This is a genomic window from Levilactobacillus suantsaii, assembly GCF_014069315.1.
Classification (GTDB): Bacteria; Bacillota; Bacilli; order Lactobacillales; family Lactobacillaceae; genus Levilactobacillus; species Levilactobacillus suantsaii.
Window position 1 is genome coordinate 906327 of sequence record NZ_CP059603.1, and the last position, 17228, is coordinate 923554.

At 53.2% G+C, this 17228-nt stretch carries 15 protein-coding genes, 1 pseudogene and 1 other annotated feature; of the genes and pseudogenes, 7 read left to right on the forward strand and 9 right to left on the reverse strand.

What is annotated here, in order from left to right; translation table 11 throughout:
• Window positions 1-261 precede the first annotated feature (261 nt).
• Both pyrF and pyrE read left to right on the forward strand, forming a co-directional pair.
• A complete protein-coding gene (pyrF, locus tag H3M12_RS04200) occupies window positions 262-978 on the forward strand; it encodes an orotidine-5'-phosphate decarboxylase (protein ID WP_129032822.1) in 717 nt (238 codons plus the stop codon).
• Window positions 975-1619: an orotate phosphoribosyltransferase gene (pyrE, locus tag H3M12_RS04205; RefSeq protein ID WP_182150960.1), complete on the forward strand. Its 645-nt coding sequence runs from the start codon at window positions 975-977 to the stop codon at window positions 1617-1619. The genes pyrF and pyrE overlap by 4 nt, the downstream gene beginning before the upstream one ends.
• 145 nt (window positions 1620-1764) lie before the next feature.
• Here pyrE and H3M12_RS04210 read toward each other — a convergent pair whose 3' ends face one another.
• On the reverse strand, window positions 1765-3414 hold the full coding sequence (locus H3M12_RS04210) for a peptide ABC transporter substrate-binding protein (protein ID WP_129032824.1): 1650 nt from the start codon (window positions 3412-3414) through the stop codon (window positions 1765-1767).
• Window positions 3415-3542: 128 nt separating this feature from the next.
• Window positions 3543-3792: a binding site (T-box leader), on the reverse strand.
• A 213-nt stretch (window positions 3793-4005) separates the two neighbouring features.
• Window positions 4006-4326, reverse strand: coding sequence for an N-acetylmuramoyl-L-alanine amidase (locus H3M12_RS04215; protein ID WP_325065017.1), 321 nt, complete (start codon window positions 4324-4326; stop codon window positions 4006-4008).
• A gap of 179 nt (window positions 4327-4505) precedes the next feature.
• Here H3M12_RS04215 and H3M12_RS04220 point away from each other — a divergent pair, with 179 nt between their 5' ends.
• Window positions 4506-5426, forward strand: coding sequence for an IS30-like element ISLsa1 family transposase (locus H3M12_RS04220; RefSeq protein WP_057717442.1), 921 nt, complete (start codon window positions 4506-4508; stop codon window positions 5424-5426).
• On the opposite strand, the gene H3M12_RS04225 is transcribed toward H3M12_RS04220, so the two are convergent.
• The 6 genes and pseudogenes from H3M12_RS04225 to H3M12_RS04250 form a co-directional block, all read right to left on the reverse strand.
• The gene (locus H3M12_RS04225) at window positions 5370-5756 is read right to left on the reverse strand and encodes an N-acetylmuramoyl-L-alanine amidase (RefSeq protein WP_182150961.1); all 387 of its coding nucleotides are present in this window, start codon (window positions 5754-5756) and stop codon (window positions 5370-5372) included. The genes H3M12_RS04220 and H3M12_RS04225 overlap by 57 nt on opposite strands.
• A 172-nt stretch (window positions 5757-5928) precedes the next feature.
• A complete protein-coding gene (locus tag H3M12_RS04230; protein WP_129032826.1) occupies window positions 5929-7482 on the reverse strand; it encodes a bifunctional metallophosphatase/5'-nucleotidase in 1554 nt (517 codons plus the stop codon).
• Window positions 7482-8272, reverse strand: a pseudogene (phnE, locus tag H3M12_RS04235) (phosphonate ABC transporter, permease protein PhnE). Before phnE (H3M12_RS04235) ends, H3M12_RS04230 begins: the two are co-directional and overlap by 1 nt.
• On the reverse strand, window positions 8272-9066 hold the full coding sequence (phnE, locus tag H3M12_RS04240; RefSeq protein WP_129032827.1) for a phosphonate ABC transporter, permease protein PhnE: 795 nt from the start codon (window positions 9064-9066) through the stop codon (window positions 8272-8274). Before phnE (H3M12_RS04240) ends, phnE (H3M12_RS04235) begins: the two are co-directional and overlap by 1 nt.
• An 18-nt stretch (window positions 9067-9084) precedes the next feature.
• Complete coding sequence (gene phnC, locus H3M12_RS04245) at window positions 9085-9846, reverse strand: phosphonate ABC transporter ATP-binding protein (protein WP_129032828.1); 762 nt, start codon at window positions 9844-9846, stop codon at window positions 9085-9087.
• Window positions 9847-9928: 82 nt separating this feature from the next.
• The gene (locus H3M12_RS04250) at window positions 9929-10882 is read right to left on the reverse strand and encodes a phosphate/phosphite/phosphonate ABC transporter substrate-binding protein (RefSeq protein ID WP_129032829.1); all 954 of its coding nucleotides are present in this window, start codon (window positions 10880-10882) and stop codon (window positions 9929-9931) included.
• A gap of 403 nt (window positions 10883-11285) precedes the next feature.
• Between H3M12_RS04250 and H3M12_RS04255 the strand changes: the two genes are divergently transcribed.
• Both H3M12_RS04255 and H3M12_RS04260 read left to right on the forward strand, forming a co-directional pair.
• Window positions 11286-11726 carry a hypothetical protein gene (locus H3M12_RS04255; RefSeq protein ID WP_182150962.1) on the forward strand — a complete coding sequence of 147 codons (441 nt, stop codon included), beginning with the start codon at window positions 11286-11288 and terminating at the stop codon, window positions 11724-11726.
• Between the two features lie 171 nt (window positions 11727-11897).
• Window positions 11898-13274: an NAD(P)/FAD-dependent oxidoreductase gene (locus H3M12_RS04260; RefSeq protein ID WP_182150963.1), complete on the forward strand. Its 1377-nt coding sequence runs from the start codon at window positions 11898-11900 to the stop codon at window positions 13272-13274.
• A gap of 71 nt (window positions 13275-13345) precedes the next feature.
• On the opposite strand, the gene H3M12_RS04265 is transcribed toward H3M12_RS04260, so the two are convergent.
• Window positions 13346-14053, reverse strand: coding sequence for an MIP/aquaporin family protein (locus H3M12_RS04265; RefSeq protein ID WP_129032832.1), 708 nt, complete (start codon window positions 14051-14053; stop codon window positions 13346-13348).
• Window positions 14054-14330: 277 nt separating this feature from the next.
• Here H3M12_RS04265 and H3M12_RS04270 point away from each other — a divergent pair, with 277 nt between their 5' ends.
• Both H3M12_RS04270 and H3M12_RS04275 read left to right on the forward strand, forming a co-directional pair.
• Complete coding sequence (locus H3M12_RS04270; protein WP_182150964.1) at window positions 14331-16223, forward strand: glycoside hydrolase family 2 TIM barrel-domain containing protein; 1893 nt, start codon at window positions 14331-14333, stop codon at window positions 16221-16223.
• Complete coding sequence (locus tag H3M12_RS04275; RefSeq protein ID WP_129032834.1) at window positions 16204-17169, forward strand: beta-galactosidase small subunit; 966 nt, start codon at window positions 16204-16206, stop codon at window positions 17167-17169. Before H3M12_RS04270 ends, H3M12_RS04275 begins: the two co-directional genes overlap by 20 nt.
• Window positions 17170-17228: the final 59 nt, after the last annotated feature.

Sequence of the window (17228 nt, forward strand, 5' to 3'; positions counted from 1 at the left end):
GTCGTTACCCCATTATACCGTTAATCCCGGCATAAAACGGGTGTTGTGACTAAAGTTGTTTCACGTGGAACATTTTGGGGTTACCGAAAAATAGAGGTTTACGAGAGTCGGATTTGCGCGTAAACTCAAGCACAATATATCGTCTTTAAACTAGTCCCGTGAGGCTAAGAAGAGGAACGGCGCCACCTGAAAAATGGGGGCAAAGACCGCTTAGCGCTAGGGCTAGACGGTCTTTTTTTGAGGCCAGAAAGGGGTTTTTCGATGCGACCAGTCATCATTGCACTAGATTTTCCCAGCCAACAACGGGCGTTAGAGTTCTTAGACCCGTTCGCCGCGACACCGAACCTGTTCGTGAAAGTGGGGATGGAACTGTTTTACACGGCGGGTCCCCAGATTTTACAAGCACTCCGGGACCGGCAGATTCAAGTCTTTCTGGATTTAAAATGTTACGACATCCCCCATACTGTGGAACAGACCATGCGACAGTTGGGCCGCCAGGGGGTGGCGATGGTCACGATTCACGCCGCTGGTGGGGCGGCGATGATCCAAGCCGCAAAACGCGGACTCTTGGCCGGCAGTCAAGACGCTGGCGTGGCGCCCGCCAAGTTGCTGGCGGTCACCCAGTTGACCTCGACGTCGGAAGCGCAGATGCAAGCCGAACAACTGGTCACCACGGATTTACTCACGTCGGTCAAACACCTGGCGCACTTGGCGTGGCAAAACGGGGCGGACGGCGTCATCGCCGCCGCGCTCGAAGACCCGACCATCCACGATGCGACCAGCCCGGACTTTTGGTGCATCAACCCGGGCATCCGCTTGGCGACTAATGCGACCGATGACCAACAACGGGTGGTCACCCCGCAAAGAGCAGCCGAATTGGGCAGTAACGGGCTCGTGGTGGGGCGACCCATCACGCAAGCGGCGGATCCATTGGCCGCGTACCACCAAATTTTACAAGAATGGGGAGCGATTCAATGACAACACGCGCAGCACAAATTGCAGCGGACTTACTAGACATTCAGGCGGTCACCTTGCGGCCCAGCCAGCCCTTCTTGTGGGCCAGTGGTTTACATGCGCCCATTTACACGGATAATCGGCGGACCATCGCCTTTCCCAAGGTGCGGACCCACATTGCGGACGGTCTGGCAGAGCTGATTCACGATAACTATCCTGACGCCACCGTGATTGGCGGCGTGGCGACCGCCGGGATTCCTCACGCGGCGCTGGTCGCTGAGAGGCTGAATTTGCCGATGACTTATGTGCGGGCCAAGCCCAAGGACCACGGGACGGGCAAACAAATTGAAGGCGAATTGTCCGCTAGCGACCAAGTCGTCTTGATTGATGACCTGATTTCGACCGGGGGCAGTGTCTTGGGGGCGGCTAAGGCCGTCCAGCAAGCTGGCGCTACCGTCCTAGGCATCGTCGCCATCTTCTCCTATGATTTGCCGGACAGCGTCACCAACTTTCAAGCGGCGGGACTGACGTTGACCACGCTGACGACCTACCATGACTTAGTGGCGGTGGCCGAAGCGACCGATCAATTCACGGCGGCCGAAATTGCCTCATTCCGGGCCTGGCACGAGGACCCCTGGCACTGGATTGGCACCACGAATGGCTAACTAAAAAATTGGCGATAACACCAAGCCGTGTGCCCCACTGCCTGAAATAAGGCGGCGGGGCACACGGCTTTTTCGTGCATAAAATTTCCCGGGACATAGATTGGATGACCCATTTTTAAAATGGCGTGACTTAATTAACGACTAATTAGTTATTTTGAGCGACATAGGCGTGGCGGTAGTCGGCGGACCCGTCAAACTGGTTGTAGACGACGCCTTTAACCTGGGGATTGACCAGGATATTGGTACGTGCGTCGTACAGTGGGGTGACGGCTTGGTCGTGCATGGCGGTTTGGGCCGCCTTGACCAGGTCTTGGTAGCGTTGGGCGGGCTTTAAGGCGTCTGCGCCCTCGGCCTTGGTCAACGCTGCGTCGTAGGTGGCGCTGTGGTAGTGGCCCATGTTGGAATTGTTATCCGATTTCAGAATTTGCAGCGACTCGATTGGGTCGGCGTAGTCCATGCCCCAACTGGTCAGGTTTGCTTGAAAGTTCCCCTTTGAAACGGCGCTTAACATGGACGGGAACGGCACGGCCTTGACGTCAACGTTGAGGCCCTTTAACTTATCGTTGAGTGTCCCTTGGATGAATTCGGCCAGTTGCTTGGTCGTGTCATCGTCGGCGCAGATCAGGGTCAGGTTAATCTTGGAACGGTGCAACCGTTTCAGGGCCGTTTGGAAATGTTGTTGGGCTTGCTTGGGCGCGTAGTCGGCGGTTTGAGCGACCGTGGCGTCCTGGGTGAAGTCGTGGCCGGTTTTTGGCGCCGTCTGCATGTGCCGCACGGCAAAGGTGTGGGCCGGCAACGACCCGTTACGCAGGAACTTTTGGGTCAATTGTTGTCGGTTGATGGCCAGAGAAATGGCGGTCCGCAGATTGCGGTTGGCGGCGGTGGTGTCCTGCTGGTTGTACTGGATGAAGCCGATTCGGCCGGAAGCCAGCGTTTTGAGGTTACTATTGTGTTGGTTTTGGCGGGTCTGTTCGCCGTCGAGGGTCACGGCATCTAACTTCTTAGATTGAAACAGGTTATACGACGTGGCGCTGGACTTGATGACCCGGTAGTTGAGCTGGTTGAGTTTGATAGCCTGCTTGTCGCGATAGGTCGGGTTCTTTTTGAGCGTCCAGGTGTCACCGGTTCCGTTCCACTTGGTGACCTTAAACGGCCCGTTATAGACGGTCGTTTGGGCGGAAGAGCCGTAGCGTTTGCCGTACTTTTGCACGGCACGTTGGTTGAGCGGATAGAAGGTCGTGCTGGCTAAAATGACTTTGAAGTACGACGTCGGTTGGGCTAGGGTAATTTTAAGTTGGTGCTTACCCGTAGCTTTAACGCCAAGAGCGCTAGGTTGTTTCTTTCCGGCCGCAACGGCATTCGCGTTTTTGATTTTGGAGAACTGGTAGGTGAATTCGGACTTCGACTTGGGGTCAAGCGTTCGTCTCCAGGAATAAACGAAGTCCTGGGCGGTCACGGGATCGCCGTTGCTCCAACGGCCGGTCGACTTGAGGTCGATGGTGTAGACAGTCCCGTCATGCGAGACCGTGGTCTTCTTGGCCAGGGCGTTTTCCGGTTGACTCTTGGCGTTGAGCCGAAACAACCCTTCGCCGACCTGGGCCAGCTGGCCGCTGGAGACGTTGTCGGTGATGTGGGCGACATCTAAGCTGGTGATGGGAGACGCTTCGTACAGATTCAAGTCCTGGGCGACGGTGGACTTGGTGGTTTGCGAGTGGGCCCTAACGGCGAAGACCCCGCCAAGAACCACGATGAGGCCGGCTAAAACTAAAGTGGAACGTTTGGTTAAGATGCTCATAATGTTTACCTCCAAATAGGTGTGACTGTAGCGTAAACAACATTAGTGAGCTTGGCCATCGTTTGATCATATGTAAAGTCCTCCTCGATTAATAAGGGTAAACAAAAACCGTCCTTAACAGCCAATGCGTTAAGGACGGTCAATTTAACCGCGGTACCACCTTAATTGGACGAAGACTGGTCACCCAGCCACCGTCCCCCTCACAGGAGACCAACATCTCCCTGACAACTGACGTATGTCGCACGTCTTTCCGTACTCGATAACCTTTCGGGAAAGCCCTCGGTGGTCCATTTACTGACTAGTCTCCGGCCGTACTCGCAGCAACGACGGCTCTCTAAACGGGCATGATCAGCTTGATCTCCACTTCAATGGTTTGTTTCGGACGATTCTTGAATTGAGGCTAGTGTACCCCCGGAAATCAGGGGGTGTCAAGGGATAAAATTAACTGCTGATGAGAAAAATGTGGGGCCTATATAGAAAGAAACTGACGAAAGTTTTTTCAAAGATGAATTAAGTGTTTTCTGTTATTAATAACAATATGTACACTGCCCAACACGGCAGTGTACGTATTTTCAGTGGCAAGTAAACCCACTATTTCTTTTTGGTATTCAAATTCTCGTGCGTAATGGCTTCAATGTAGGCCTTGGCCAGCTTCGCGCGATGTTTCTTTAAGTTGCGGTAATCGTGTTTGCTGGTGATGAATCCGGATTCGACCAAACTGTAGTCGATGCCGCGGTGTCGTAAGACGTTACAGTTGTGTAAGTCAGTCCGAAAACTGTAGCCGCGGTAGGCACGATTTAAACCAATGTATTTTTTGATGACCTGGGCTAAGCGTTTGTCCCGTTTGTTGGGATGGCGTTTGTGGATGATGACGTGACCGCCCTGGCCCCCAGCGGCATCCAGATGGAACATGATGACCGTGGTATGTTTGTTGATCTTATACGATCCCTTGTGATGATAAAGGGTGTCCGAGACCAGATTCTTTTTCGGATTGGCAAATTCTATAATTAATCCGAACAGAAATTAAAAAGCCCAAAGCAATCACTTACAATGGTAGTAGCTAATTCCAACCAATATAGGGAGTGATTACTTTGGGTACATCTACTTTATCACGTTTTCAACGTGGCGCACTAGCACAACTGGTCAATGAGGGGAATAAATCTTACCAAGTAATGGCTGACGCCTTAGGCGTCGCCAAAGCTACGATTAGCTATGAGTTGGACCGGGTTAAACCTTATGATCCAGAATTAGCTCAGCAAGATGCAGATCGCAAAAGGCGGAATTGCGGTCGTCGTTCGATGCTGACGGCAGCATTAGCGACTTTAATTACCAATCACTTACGATTAACCTGGTCACCAGAAACCATTGCGGCCGCTTATAACTTGAGCACTGCGTCAATTTATAATTGGCTTAATCGTGGCTGGCTCCCCTTCAAATTGACTGATCTACCCAATCGGAATGTCCGCCAGCACCGAGTGAGCGAAAATCGTGGGAAATTTACAAGTGGGACTTCCATCGAACAACGGCCAACAACTGTTAATCAACGGTTAGCTTTTGGTCATTGGGAAGTAGATACGGTGCTTTCTAGTCGAGGTGAGTCACGATCATGTCTGGTTACATTCGTAGAACGTAAGACCCGACTTCTATGGGCCATCAAAGCCCCTAATAGAACGGCTAAGGCTCTAAACACCGCCTTTGGCAAGTTTATGGGGGCCTTCGGTCCCCAAGTAAAATCCATTACTGTTGATCATGGTAAAGAGTTTGCCAATTATCAGGCCTTAGAACAGGATTATCAGATCAAAGTTTATTTTTGCCATCCATATTCACCATGGGAGCGAGGTTCCAATGAATATTTTAATAGACGGTTACGCTGGTTCTTCCCGAAAAAGACCAATTTTAGCCAAGTAACGACTGATGAGATCCTAGCAGCACTTGAACTAATTAATCAACGACCATTAAAAATACATCATCAACAGACTGCCATTGAAAGATTCCGGGCTTGTTCGGATTAAACTTGTAATTTGCCGATTGTAAAAGGTGACCTTGCTATGCTTGACCTGCTTGGCGTACTTGCGGAGTTGCGGTAATAAGACTTTCCGCAACGCCTTAGCTTCAGTGGTCCCGTTTCCCCGAGCCCCTGGATCGCCGGCACCGTGTCCCATGACGATGAGGTAATAGTGCGGTTTCTTGGTTGACTTCTTCACGGCTTTTTTGACCTTTTTCGTAGTGGTCGTGGTCTTAGTGGCGGTCGTTGCGGCTTGGGCGGTGGTGGTGAGAGCAAATCCCGCGATCAGCGGGAGTAACAGGCTGGCTACAACGACGATTGGTTTCCATTTTTTCATGTTGGCGCGCTCCTATGGGATGACATTTAACGAACAAAATATCACTTAATCTAAACTATACTGACAATTAATTATAATCTCTTTTGATAAAAACCGCAAAGCGTGGGGTCAATTGCCCGAAAAACCGCCACCGAGTAGACGCTTGCGGTGGCGGTTTAAGAGAATATTGACTTTAGGCGTGCACGGTCAGGTTTTTCGGGGTAATCCCGGTCACCACGGGATGGTCGTGGAAATAGTTTTGGACTAACGCGGCCATGTCCGAGTTGACTTCCCGAATGATTTTATTGGCTTGAAACATCGGGTATTGTCCGCCGCCGTGACCGCGGTACTGGTTCATGACGATGGTCAGTTCCTGGTCGGCACGAACCGGATCACCGTGGTAGCGTAACCGCACTAACCGGTGACCGACGGGTTGGCGGAGGTCGAAGGTGTAGTCGATGCCGTCGTAAACGTCGTAGTTGTAAAGTTGCGTTTTGGGATGGATGAATGACGGTGTGACTTCGACGCGTCCATCCGGCTGGACCGTAAAGAAACTGGCGCAGCGTTCGAGGGCCGCGCGGAGGTCTTGACCCGTGATGCGTTCAACCACCAAAGTGTTGGGGTACGGGTAACTGTTCAACAATTGCCGGCGCGTCACGGTGGCTTGTAAGCCTAGAACGTCGTCGTTGAAGAGGGCGGTCGCGGCGATGTCGGCGTGACCGGCCATCATTTCGACTCGGTTGATGAATTCCAAATACGGGTGGCCGTGAAGCCGGGCGGCCAGGTGGTCGGTCACGGCCATGCTAGCGCCGGTCAACTTGCCGATGGGCTGGTCGAGCCAGTCTTGGACGTGGTGCTCCAGCGCAATCGTTTGGGCGCTCATCAGCGGGTCCGGCACGGCAGCGGCCGTTGAATGGAGCGTGGCGCTACTGGAAACGACGTGGTGGTCGACCACCTCAAGGGTGATTTCACCCACCGCCACGGCCTTGTCGCCCGGTTGAGTGGTCGGCACACCGTGGTAGACGCCAGCGATTTGCCGGTGTTGGTGACCGGTCAACAGCGCATCGATACCGGGGACCTGGGTCAATAATCGAAAACCTTCGTCCTCGCCAGTATCCCGTTCGGTCGGGGTCCCAGTCTTCAGGTCGGCTTCAAAACCGCCGTGGTAGGCCACCACGACCACATCGGCCAAATCATGAAGTTTCGAGACCCAGCGTTGCGCCGTGGCCACGGCCGATTGAAAGTTTAGTCCGGGAATGTGGCTCGGCACTTCCCAGACGGGGACATAGGTGGTGGTCAAGCCCAGGACCGCGACTTTCAAGCCCTTTTGTTCGAAAATCTGGTAGGGCGCATCGCTGATGTCTTGGTCGTGAGCGCCCGCGATATTGGCCGCTAGAACGGGAAAGTCGCGTCCCGCTTGACTGGCCCGCAGGTAGGGTAACCCGTAGTTGAAGTCGTGGTTGCCCAAGATACTGGCATCGTAGTGCAACGCGTTGAGTAACTTGGCATAGATTGGGGCTTGTTGGGGCGCCTGGGTGGCCAGGTAGCTGGCAAAGGACGAGCCTTGGATCCAGTCGCCTAAGTCTAGCGTCAACGTGACCGCGTCCGGGTCGGCTTGCTGGAGCTGACGAATCAACGTTGCCGCCCGTAACCAGCCATAAGGACGGCGGTCGGCGGGACTACTATAGTTGGTTGGGTAGAGGTACCCGTGAACATCACTGGTCGAAATGAGCTTTAAACGCGTCATTAAATCAACTTCTTTCGTAGTTGTTCGGATAACGAATCAATGCATAAAACCATAACGATGATCCCTAAAAGAATAATCCCCACGCGGGGCCAGTTCCGGGTCTGAATCGCAAAAATCATGGGCGTTCCGATCCCGCCGGCACCCACCATCCCTAAGATGGAAGCGGACCGCACGGCGATTTCGAACCGGTAGAGAGTGTACGAGATGAACTCGGGCATGATGGTCGGCATGGTCGCCAGCGTAAAGATCTCGCTGCGATTGCCCCCGGAACTCAAAATGGCTTCTTCGGCGCCGCGGTCCATGTTTTCTAGCGATTCACTGAAGAGCTTGCCCAGCATCCCAATCGAGTGGATACTGACGGCCAAGACCCCGGCGTAGGATCCCGGCCCCACGGCCTTGATGAACATGATGGCTAAGACGATTTCCGGGAAGGTCCGAATCAGGGTCAAAACGACCTTACCACTCCCGGAGCGTAAGTGGGCCCATTCGTGCTCGGTTCGGGCGGACCAGAAGGCAAACGGCACGCTGATGATAGCCGACACGAAGGTCTTTGGATAATCAAAGACACCAGGTCTTCACCACTGCCGTTATAGACGTAGGCCCAATCGGGGTGGGCTAAGCCGGCCAGAATCGAGCGGGAGACGCTCCCGGCCGATTCTTGAATCCCGGTGAAGTGTAGCCCGCCAACGGCCCAGCCGTAAACGATGGCCACGAGGACCAGCCACAAGAGCCAGCGCCAGCGATGCCAAAGATTGTTGGGCAAAGGATGGTGCGAGAGTGTGGTTTGCATTACAACAGAACCCTCCTTAGGTGGTTACTCAAGCCGTCGATAATCAAGACGACGACCAGCGTCGCCAGGATAATGACGGCCGTGGCACCATAGTTGAATTCGCCCAGCGAGCGTTGGAGGTAGACCCCGATTCCCCCGGCCCCTAAATACCCCAGGACGGTCGAGGCCCGTACATTGATTTCTAAGGTGTAGAGGAAGTAGCTGACGAATTGGTTCAAAATTTGCGGTAAAACGGCGTACCAAATCAAGGTCACCTTGCTGGCGCCCACGGATTTCAAAGCTTCCAGCGGCCCCATGTCGATGGTCTCGATGACTTCGTAGAAGAGTTTGGAGACCATCCCGAACGAGAAAATCGCCAAGGTGACGACCCCGGCGGTGGACCCGATGCCGAAGATGGCCACGAAGATGGCGGCCATTAATAAATCGGGCAGGGTCCGCACCAGGTCCAAGAAAAACCGAATCAGGTTACGTAAAATCTGGTTAGTGACCAAGTTGCTGGCCGCAAGTAAGGAAAATGGCACCGCCAGTGCGGCCCCAATCGTGGTCCCCAACAGCGCCATTTGGATGGTCTCGTAAAGCGGTTGGATAATGATTTTGGTATAAGCCCAGGTGGGGTGCGACATTTGACCCAGTAAGGCAAAGAATTGATCGATATTGGCTAAGAAGATGCTAAAGTTAGCCCCCGTCATGATGGATGACGCCACGAGTAGCGCGATTAACAGGGCGCTCCACCCAATCGCCGCCACGTGGTAGCGTTGGGTCCAGGGGCGGTGGGGCACTTCTGGATTTGCCATGCAAAACCCTCCTAAAGGTTAGTTATAGATTTGGTCGAGGTTAGCTTCGGTGACGTTGGCGATGGGCTCATCGTAGACCAGTTCACCGGCGCGTAACCCAATGATACGGTCCGCGTATTGACGGGCAATGGCGACCGAGTGCAAGTTGACGATGACCGTGATGCCGTCTTCGCGGTTCAGGCGTTTGAGTGTATCCATCACGTCCTTAGACGTCCGCGGGTCTAGTGAGGCCACGGGTTCGTCGGCCAAGATGATGTGCGGGTCTTGCATCAGGGTGCGGGCGATGGCGACCCGTTGTTGTTGGCCCCCGGACAGTTCGTCGGCCCGGGCAAAGATCTTGGGCGTCAGACTGACCCGGTCGAGGGCTTGGACGACGCGTTGGTGGTCGTGGGCACTAAAGAGGCCTAGCACACATTTCCAAGTCGGGTAGTAGCCGACCAACCCGGACAGGACATTTTTTTCCACACTGGAACGTTTGACTAAGTTGAAGTTTTGAAAAATCATGCCAATGTGGCAACGTAACTGTCGCAGGGCCTTGCCCTTATAGGCACTGATGGCTTCGTTGTCGATTTGAATCTCGCCGGAGGAAATCTCGTGAAGCCGGTTGATAGTCCGTAGCAGGGTGCTTTTCCCGGCCCCGGATAAGCCGACGACGACTAAGAATTGGCCGCGGGGGATGTCGAAATTGATGTCTTTTAAGCCAACGGTGCCGTTGGCGTAAACCTTGTTGACGTGACGAAACGAAATGATTGAATCGGTAGCGGGTTGCGTGGCTGCCATGGTGTTGCCTCCTTGAAAAATAATGGGAACCTGGTAAAAAAGTAGCCAAGGGACGGGCCCTTCGCTACTTTTAGTGAGCCGCTTATTTGTTTAATTCGGCGGCCTTTTTATCGTATTGACGGATGATATCAAAGTTACTGTCCTTAGAGTCAACGTAACCTTCGTGGGAGTATACGCTAGAAATGATGGCGTGGCCCTTCTTGGTCTTGGCGATGGCCTTAAAGGCGTTGGCCACCTTTTGTTGCCACTTGGCGTTCATGTCGCCACGGACGGTGATAGTGTCGTTAGGAATCTTACCAGTCGTGTAGATGGGTGTCAGCTTTTGGTAGATATCCTTGGCATCCTTCTTGACGATGGCTCGGGCGCCTTGGAAAACAAAGGCCGCGTCGGTGTTCTTGTTATAGACGGAAAGAGCGCCTTGGTCATGCCCTTTCACTTGCACGGTCTTGATGTGGTCCTTGTTGATGTTGACCCCGTGTTCCAACATTTCAACGGCCGGGAAGATCCAACCCGACGTCGACGTGGTGTCTTGCACGGCAATCTTCTTGCCCTTCAAGTCCTTTAAATTCTTAATGCCGCTATCTTTGCGCACTAAGATTTCAGACCGGTAGTAGTTGACCAATTGCTTGGTCGTCTGGTCGTTAGGTTCCTTCAACCCGTACCGTTGGGCTTGTAATAGGACCTTGTCCTTGTATTGCTTGTGAGCCAGAACGTAGGCGTCAGGTGGTAAGAAGCCGACGTCGACCTTTTTGGATCCCATGGCTTCCACGATAGTGTTGTAGTCGGTGGAGACGCTGACCTTCACGGGGATGCCGAGTTGTTTCTTCAACAGGCCTTCCAAGGGCTTGGCTTTGGCTTCCAGCGTGCCGGCGTTTTGGGACGGCACGAATTCGACCGTCAGTTGCTTGGGACTATAGCCCGCCGAACTGGATGAACTGGTGGCACTAGTTGTTTTCCCACACCCGAACAAGGTTAGGGGCAGGGCTAATAGGGCTAAGCCTAAAACGAGATGTTTGGCCTGACCACGTAACTGCATGTGACTCACTCCTCAAATATGTCGTGTAGTAAAGCTTGATTCTCATTAAGTTTAGCAAATAACCGAACGATTTCAACGTTTTTCGTTTAGAAATTTCGATATTTATTTAATTATATTGCAAAAAATGACTTTGTAGTCACTAGTAAAACGTAAAACTAGAACATTAAGAAATCCCTTGCATAAATATATTTATAATCAGTGGCTTGACCAGGTCAGTTTGCCCAAAATCAAACCGATTGATAATTTAATTATTAATAATAAAAATGCTTATAGCCACTTAGTCGCAGGTTATTTCGAAACTTAGGGGCCGAAAAATCGGGGCAAGTGCGCTATGATAAAGAAGACTGTACTATTGAAACGCGGTGCGGGCAGGACCCGCTACCGCGATTAAAGGAGTTTTTTTGTGACCCAACCGATTACAACGATTTATGATCCCCAGGTGCCAACGCTGTTGATGGCACTGCATCCGAAAGCCACTACGGCCGTGTTATCCGGTCATAAGATTGTCGAGTTTCGCAAACGCTTTTTCCCGCAGGCGTTTCAGGCCTTCGTCTACACCACTGGTCGCGGCGTGCAATTTTTCATGCGTTGCGACGCAGCCCACCAAGGGACGCCGGCGACGTTGGCGAAGTTTGGCAATATGATGCAACACGACACCTTCGCGGCGACCATGGGGTACTTTCAAGACAAAACCAGTGGCCTGGCAATTCCTATCACGGCCACGTATCGACTCGCCCACACCGTGACGCTGCCCGACCTGCGCGCCGTGGTGCCGACCGTGACCATTCCGCGGGGCTATCTACGCTTAGACCAGCCGGAACGAGCCGACCTATTGACTTTCTAACTCAGCAGCCCTACAACCTCCAACGGCAGGTCGACTGGCAACGCCGCCAACCGATGGTGCAAGCTCTATTTTCTTAAAATTTCGCTGGTCAAATTGGTTTGCATTTTCGTGGCAACTGCGGTACTCTTAATCTGTCAGCTAAGAATCATTCTAATTTAGAGGAGGCTTTTGATGTCAAAAGAACGAATCGTGATTGTGGGTGCTTCCCATGGGGGCCACCAAGCAATCTTAGAATCACTCAGTCGTTACAACGATGTTGACATTACGTTATTTGAAGCGGGGGATTTCATCTCCTTCATGTCATGTGGGATGGAACTCTACTTGGAAAACAGCGTGACCGACGTTAACGACGTTCGTAATTTCAGCGCTGATGACTTTCCACAGCCGAACGTCCACGTCTTAGACCGGCATGAGGTCACTAAGATCAACGTTGATCAAAAGACCGTGACGGTAGTGGACCACGCCAAGAACGAAACGCTGGACCAACCGTATGACAAGTTGATCTTGAGTTCTGGCGTGACACCCAAATCCTTACCCGTTCCGGGGACCGACCTGGACAACGTCTTTCTGATGCGGGGCAAGGATTGGGCCTTAAAGATTAAAGAAAAACTGGCCGACCCAGCCGTTAAGAACATGACTATTATCGGTGCCGGCTACATCGGTATCGAAGCGGCCGAAGCCAGTCGCAAGGCGGGCAAGAACGTCACCTTAATGGACGTCATCGACCGGCCATTGGGGACTTATCTGGACAGCGAAATGACCGACATCTTGGCCAAAAAGTTGACCGACGAAGGCATTCACTTACAAATGAATGCTAAGATTACCGCCTACACCGGTGACAAGGCCGTGCAAACGGTCCAAACCACCGACAGCGACGTTGCCAGTGACGTGGTCATTCAAGCGGCCGGTGTCCAACCAAACACCGACTGGTTGAAGGGCACTATCGACTTGGACAACCGTGGTTGGATCAAGGTCGACAACTACTTACGGACGAACTTACCCGACGTTTACGCCATCGGGGACGCCACGTTAGCGTACTCGATTCCGGCCCAAACCAAGGTGCCGATTGCTTTGGCTACGGTTGCGCGGCGTGAAGCCCGTTACGTGGTCAAGCACTTATTCGAGAAGCAACCCGCTGAACCCTTCAAGGGCTTAGTTGGTTCCTCCGCTTTGAGTGTCTTTGACGACCACTTTGCCGAAAGTGGCTTGAATTCCTTTACCGCCAAGCGCGCTGGTGTGACGTTGGCCAAGGACTTCTACCACACCACCTTGCGGCCAAAGTACGTGCCAAGTGACAAGGGCAACCCGGACGTTTACGTTCAGTTGTTCTTCAACCCAACGACGCACGTGTTATTAGGGGGTGCCGTCTTATCCTCTTACGACATCACCGCTCAAGGCAACGTGATTGCCTTAGCCGTGCAACATGGTCTGCGGCTAGAAGACTTAGCCGAAGCCGACTTCTTCTTCCAACCAGGCTTCGACCGGCAATGGAGCCTCTTGAACCTGGCGGCCCAACATGCCTTAGGTGAGGAACCCTTCACGTACTAAAATTTAACTTTAGGACACATTAAAAAGGATGCTTAGTGGCTACGGAGGTAGTCACTAAGCATCCTTTTCGATTAGCTAAATACTTGGTAGAGTAACGTGGCCGCCGTGGCTCCAGCAATTGGCGCCACGATGGGCACCCAACTGTAACCGAATTGCGAACCACCCTTATACTTGAACGGCCACAACGCGTGTAGCGGGCGTGGACCTAAGTCCCGGGCTGGGTTCAAGGCGGGTCCGGTCGGGCCCCCGAAGGAGATGACCAGACACATCACCAGAAAGCCCAGGCCGATGAAATCGGCGCGCGGGTCGAGTTTGTCGGCCGTCATGAAGACCGCCCCTAAGACTAAAAGGAAGGTCCCGATAAATTCGGTGATAAACCCGTTCAGTTTACTGTCGGCCGCGTCGATGGTGGCGAAGGTGCCCAGAATGGCTTCGGCATCTTCGGTCTTGTCGTAGTACGGCTTGTAGGCCAAGACGATGGCCAGTTGGCCGACGATGGCGCCGAGTAGTTGCGCCACTATGTAGGGAAGGACCTCACCCCAGGCAAAGTTGCCGACTACCGCTTGGGCGATGGTCATGGCCGGGTTGATTTGGGCGCCAGAGATGGTGCCGAACATCAGCGCCGGAATCATGACCCCGATGCCGATCAAGACCCAGCCACCGTGGTAACCCTTGGTACCTTTGAGCTCAACGTTAGCTACGGATCCGTTTCCTAAACCGACCATGATAGCAGTCCCGAGGAACTCGGCGAAACAGCGAATCAATAATGAATAGTGCATGTGCAATTTAAACCCCATTTAATTTTTTCTACCACTCAGTGAACAAGCGTTTTCGTGAGAAAGCGTGGGTGAAACAGCAGCATTTCTAATCATACGCTTAATGCCGGGCGTTTTCAGCAATATTTTCAAACTAAAGCGCTTCTTTGTGAAAATTAAGGGGCTGGGGGCCAGGAGACGAAAAATACCGACCGGTGGCGACAATCACCGGTCGCCTGTAGTACAATAATCATGGAAGTAAATGTAAACGCTTTATAAACTTGAAAAGGAGGTCTTATTGTTGCAAGCTGATTTGAAATGGTTAGATGATCCGCAGACTTACCGGGTCAACCAGTTACCCGCGCACAGTGACCACCGCTACTACCGGTCCGTGGCTGAAGTGCAGGCGCAGCAAAGCAGCTTTGTTCAAAGCCTGGACGGGACCTGGCGTTTCGCCTTTGCGCAAACGCCCAGCGAGCGGCCGGTAGGTTTTGAACAGCCGGATTATGACCATCATGATTTTAACGAGATCCAGGTGCCGGGACACATCGAGTTAGCCGGTTATGGTCAGCTCCATTACACCAATACGCTGTACCCGTGGGAAGGAAAGGCTTATCGACGTCCGGCCTACACCTTAGGTGACACCACCGGGATGCCGGGGATGTTTAGCCAGGGGGCTGACAACACGGTCGGCGCCTATCTCAAAGCCTTCACCCTGAACCCCGAGCTCCAGGGACACCGAGTGGTCATTCAATTCGACGGGGTCGAAGAAGCCATGTACCTGTGGCTCAACGGTCACTTCATCGGCTATGCCGAAGACAGTTTCAGCCAGTCGGAATTTGACCTGACGCCGTACTTACAAGCCGGCAAAAATCTACTCGCGGTCGAGGTCTTTAAGCGCAGTACCGCGGCCTTCTTGGAAGACCAGGACTTCTTCCGTTTTTCTGGTATTTTTCGCAGCGTGCGGCTAGTTGCCCAACCGACCGTACACGTCAACGACCTGACGATTCGAGCCAACGTGTTGGACGATCTGACGACCGGAGACTTTAATTTGCGCCTCAAGTTGAATGATGATGCGGCGCAAGCTCAGGCGCAGGTCAGAGTCATGTTGCAAACTGACGACCACGTGGTCATTGACCAGACGCTGCCCGTCAAGGCCGAAGTGCACGTCGACCACGTCTCAGTCCCCAACGTTCATTTATGGGACCATCAGGATCCATTCCTTTACCAATTACGTCTGGAAGTCCTGGACGCCACGGGAAAGATTTTAGAGGTCATCCCCTATGGTGTTGGTTTCCGGCGTGTCGAACTCAAGGACAAGGTCATGCAGTTGAATGGTCACCGCATTATTTTAAACGGCGTCAACCGCCACGAATGGGATGCTAAGCGCGGTCGCAGTGTGACCTTGGCCGATATGCGATACGATCTGCAAGTCTTTGAGGCCCACCACATCAACGCAGTGCGGACTTGTCATTATCCGGACCAGATTATCTGGTACTACCTGTGTGATCAAAACGGTATTTACATGATGGCCGAAAACAATTTGGAGACCCATGGGACCTGGCAAAAAATGGGCGCCGTGGAACCTTCTGATAACGTTCCCGGGTCACTGCCACAATGGCAGGGGGCGGTCTTGGACCGGGCCCGGAGTAATTACCAGGCCTTCAAGAATCATCCGGCAATCCTCTTCTGGTCATTAGGCAATGAGTCCTATGCCGGCGATGACATCGCGGCGATGGATAAGTACTACCACGACCATGACCAGACACGTTTGACCCACTACGAAGGCGTTTGCCGCAACCGGGTCTACCAGGACCGCATCTCGGACATGGAAAGTATGATGTATGATCCACCCAAGGCCATTCGCGAGTACCTCGACCACGACCCGCAAAAGCCGTTCGTCAACTGTGAGTACATGCACGACATGGGCAACTCCTTAGGTGGTATGAATAGTTACACGGATCTGATTGACCAGTATCCGATGTATCAAGGCGGGTTCATCTGGGACTATATCGATCAAGCATTATTGATTGACGATGAAGTGACCGGGCGGCCAGTCCTGCGTTACGGCGGGGATTTCGACGACCGGCACTCCGACTATGAATTTTCGGGCGATGGCTTATTATTTGCGGACCGGACGCCCAAGCCCGCACTGCAGGAGGTGAGCTACTACTATGGCAAATACGACCGCTAAAGTGAACGTGGTTTATGGTGATGGGACCCTGGGATTGAACGGTTCCGGATTCCAGTACATTTTCAGTTATGAACGGGGTGGCTTGGAGTCGCTCAAGCACCACGGCAAGGAATGGCTCTACCGGGTGCCCAAGCCGACCTTTTGGCGGGCCACGACCGATAATGACCGCGGCAACCATTTCTCGGAGACCTCGGCAATGTGGCTGGGAGCGGACTTGTTCAGCACCTGCACTAAAGTCGAGGTGGCCGTGGATGATCAACCGATTCCACTGCCGATTGCGCCGGTCAACAACCAGTACACCGACCACGAACAAGCCAACAGCGTGACCGTGACCTTCACCTACACCACGGCCACCCAACCGCAGACCACCATGACGGTCAGCTACCGCGTCGATGGGACGGGAACTATCGTGGTCCACGCTCACTTTACGGGGCAAGACCGCTTGCCCGCGTTACCGGCGTTAGGGTTGCGAGTCATCATGCCGACCGCTGCTCAGGGCTTTCAGTACCAGGGCCTGTCTGGAGAAACCTACCCGGACCGGCTAGCTGGCGGCCAACCTGGGACTTATGACGTCACGGGTTTACCGGTCACGCCTTACTTAGTGCCGCAGGAATGCGGGATGCACATGACCAACAGTCAGGTCACGGTGACCCGGACGACCACGCTGAACAACGCGGATCCGGATGACGACCCATTTACCCTGACCGTGCAACAGACCAGTCAACCGTTCAATTTCAGTTGTTTGCCGTACACGGCCGAAGAATTGGAAAATGCGACCCATATCGAGGAATTGCCACCGCTGCGGCGGACGGTTCTGACCGTTTTCGGGGCCGTCCGGGGTGTTGGCGGCATCGACAGTTGGGGCGCCGACATCGAACCGCAGTACCGGTTGCCCGCCGACCGGGATTACGACTTTGAATTTGAAATCATGGGGCCTAAAGACTAGTCCTCTTATTTGTAAAAACTGCCACCTCTCACGCGTATCAACGCATGAGAGGTGGCAGC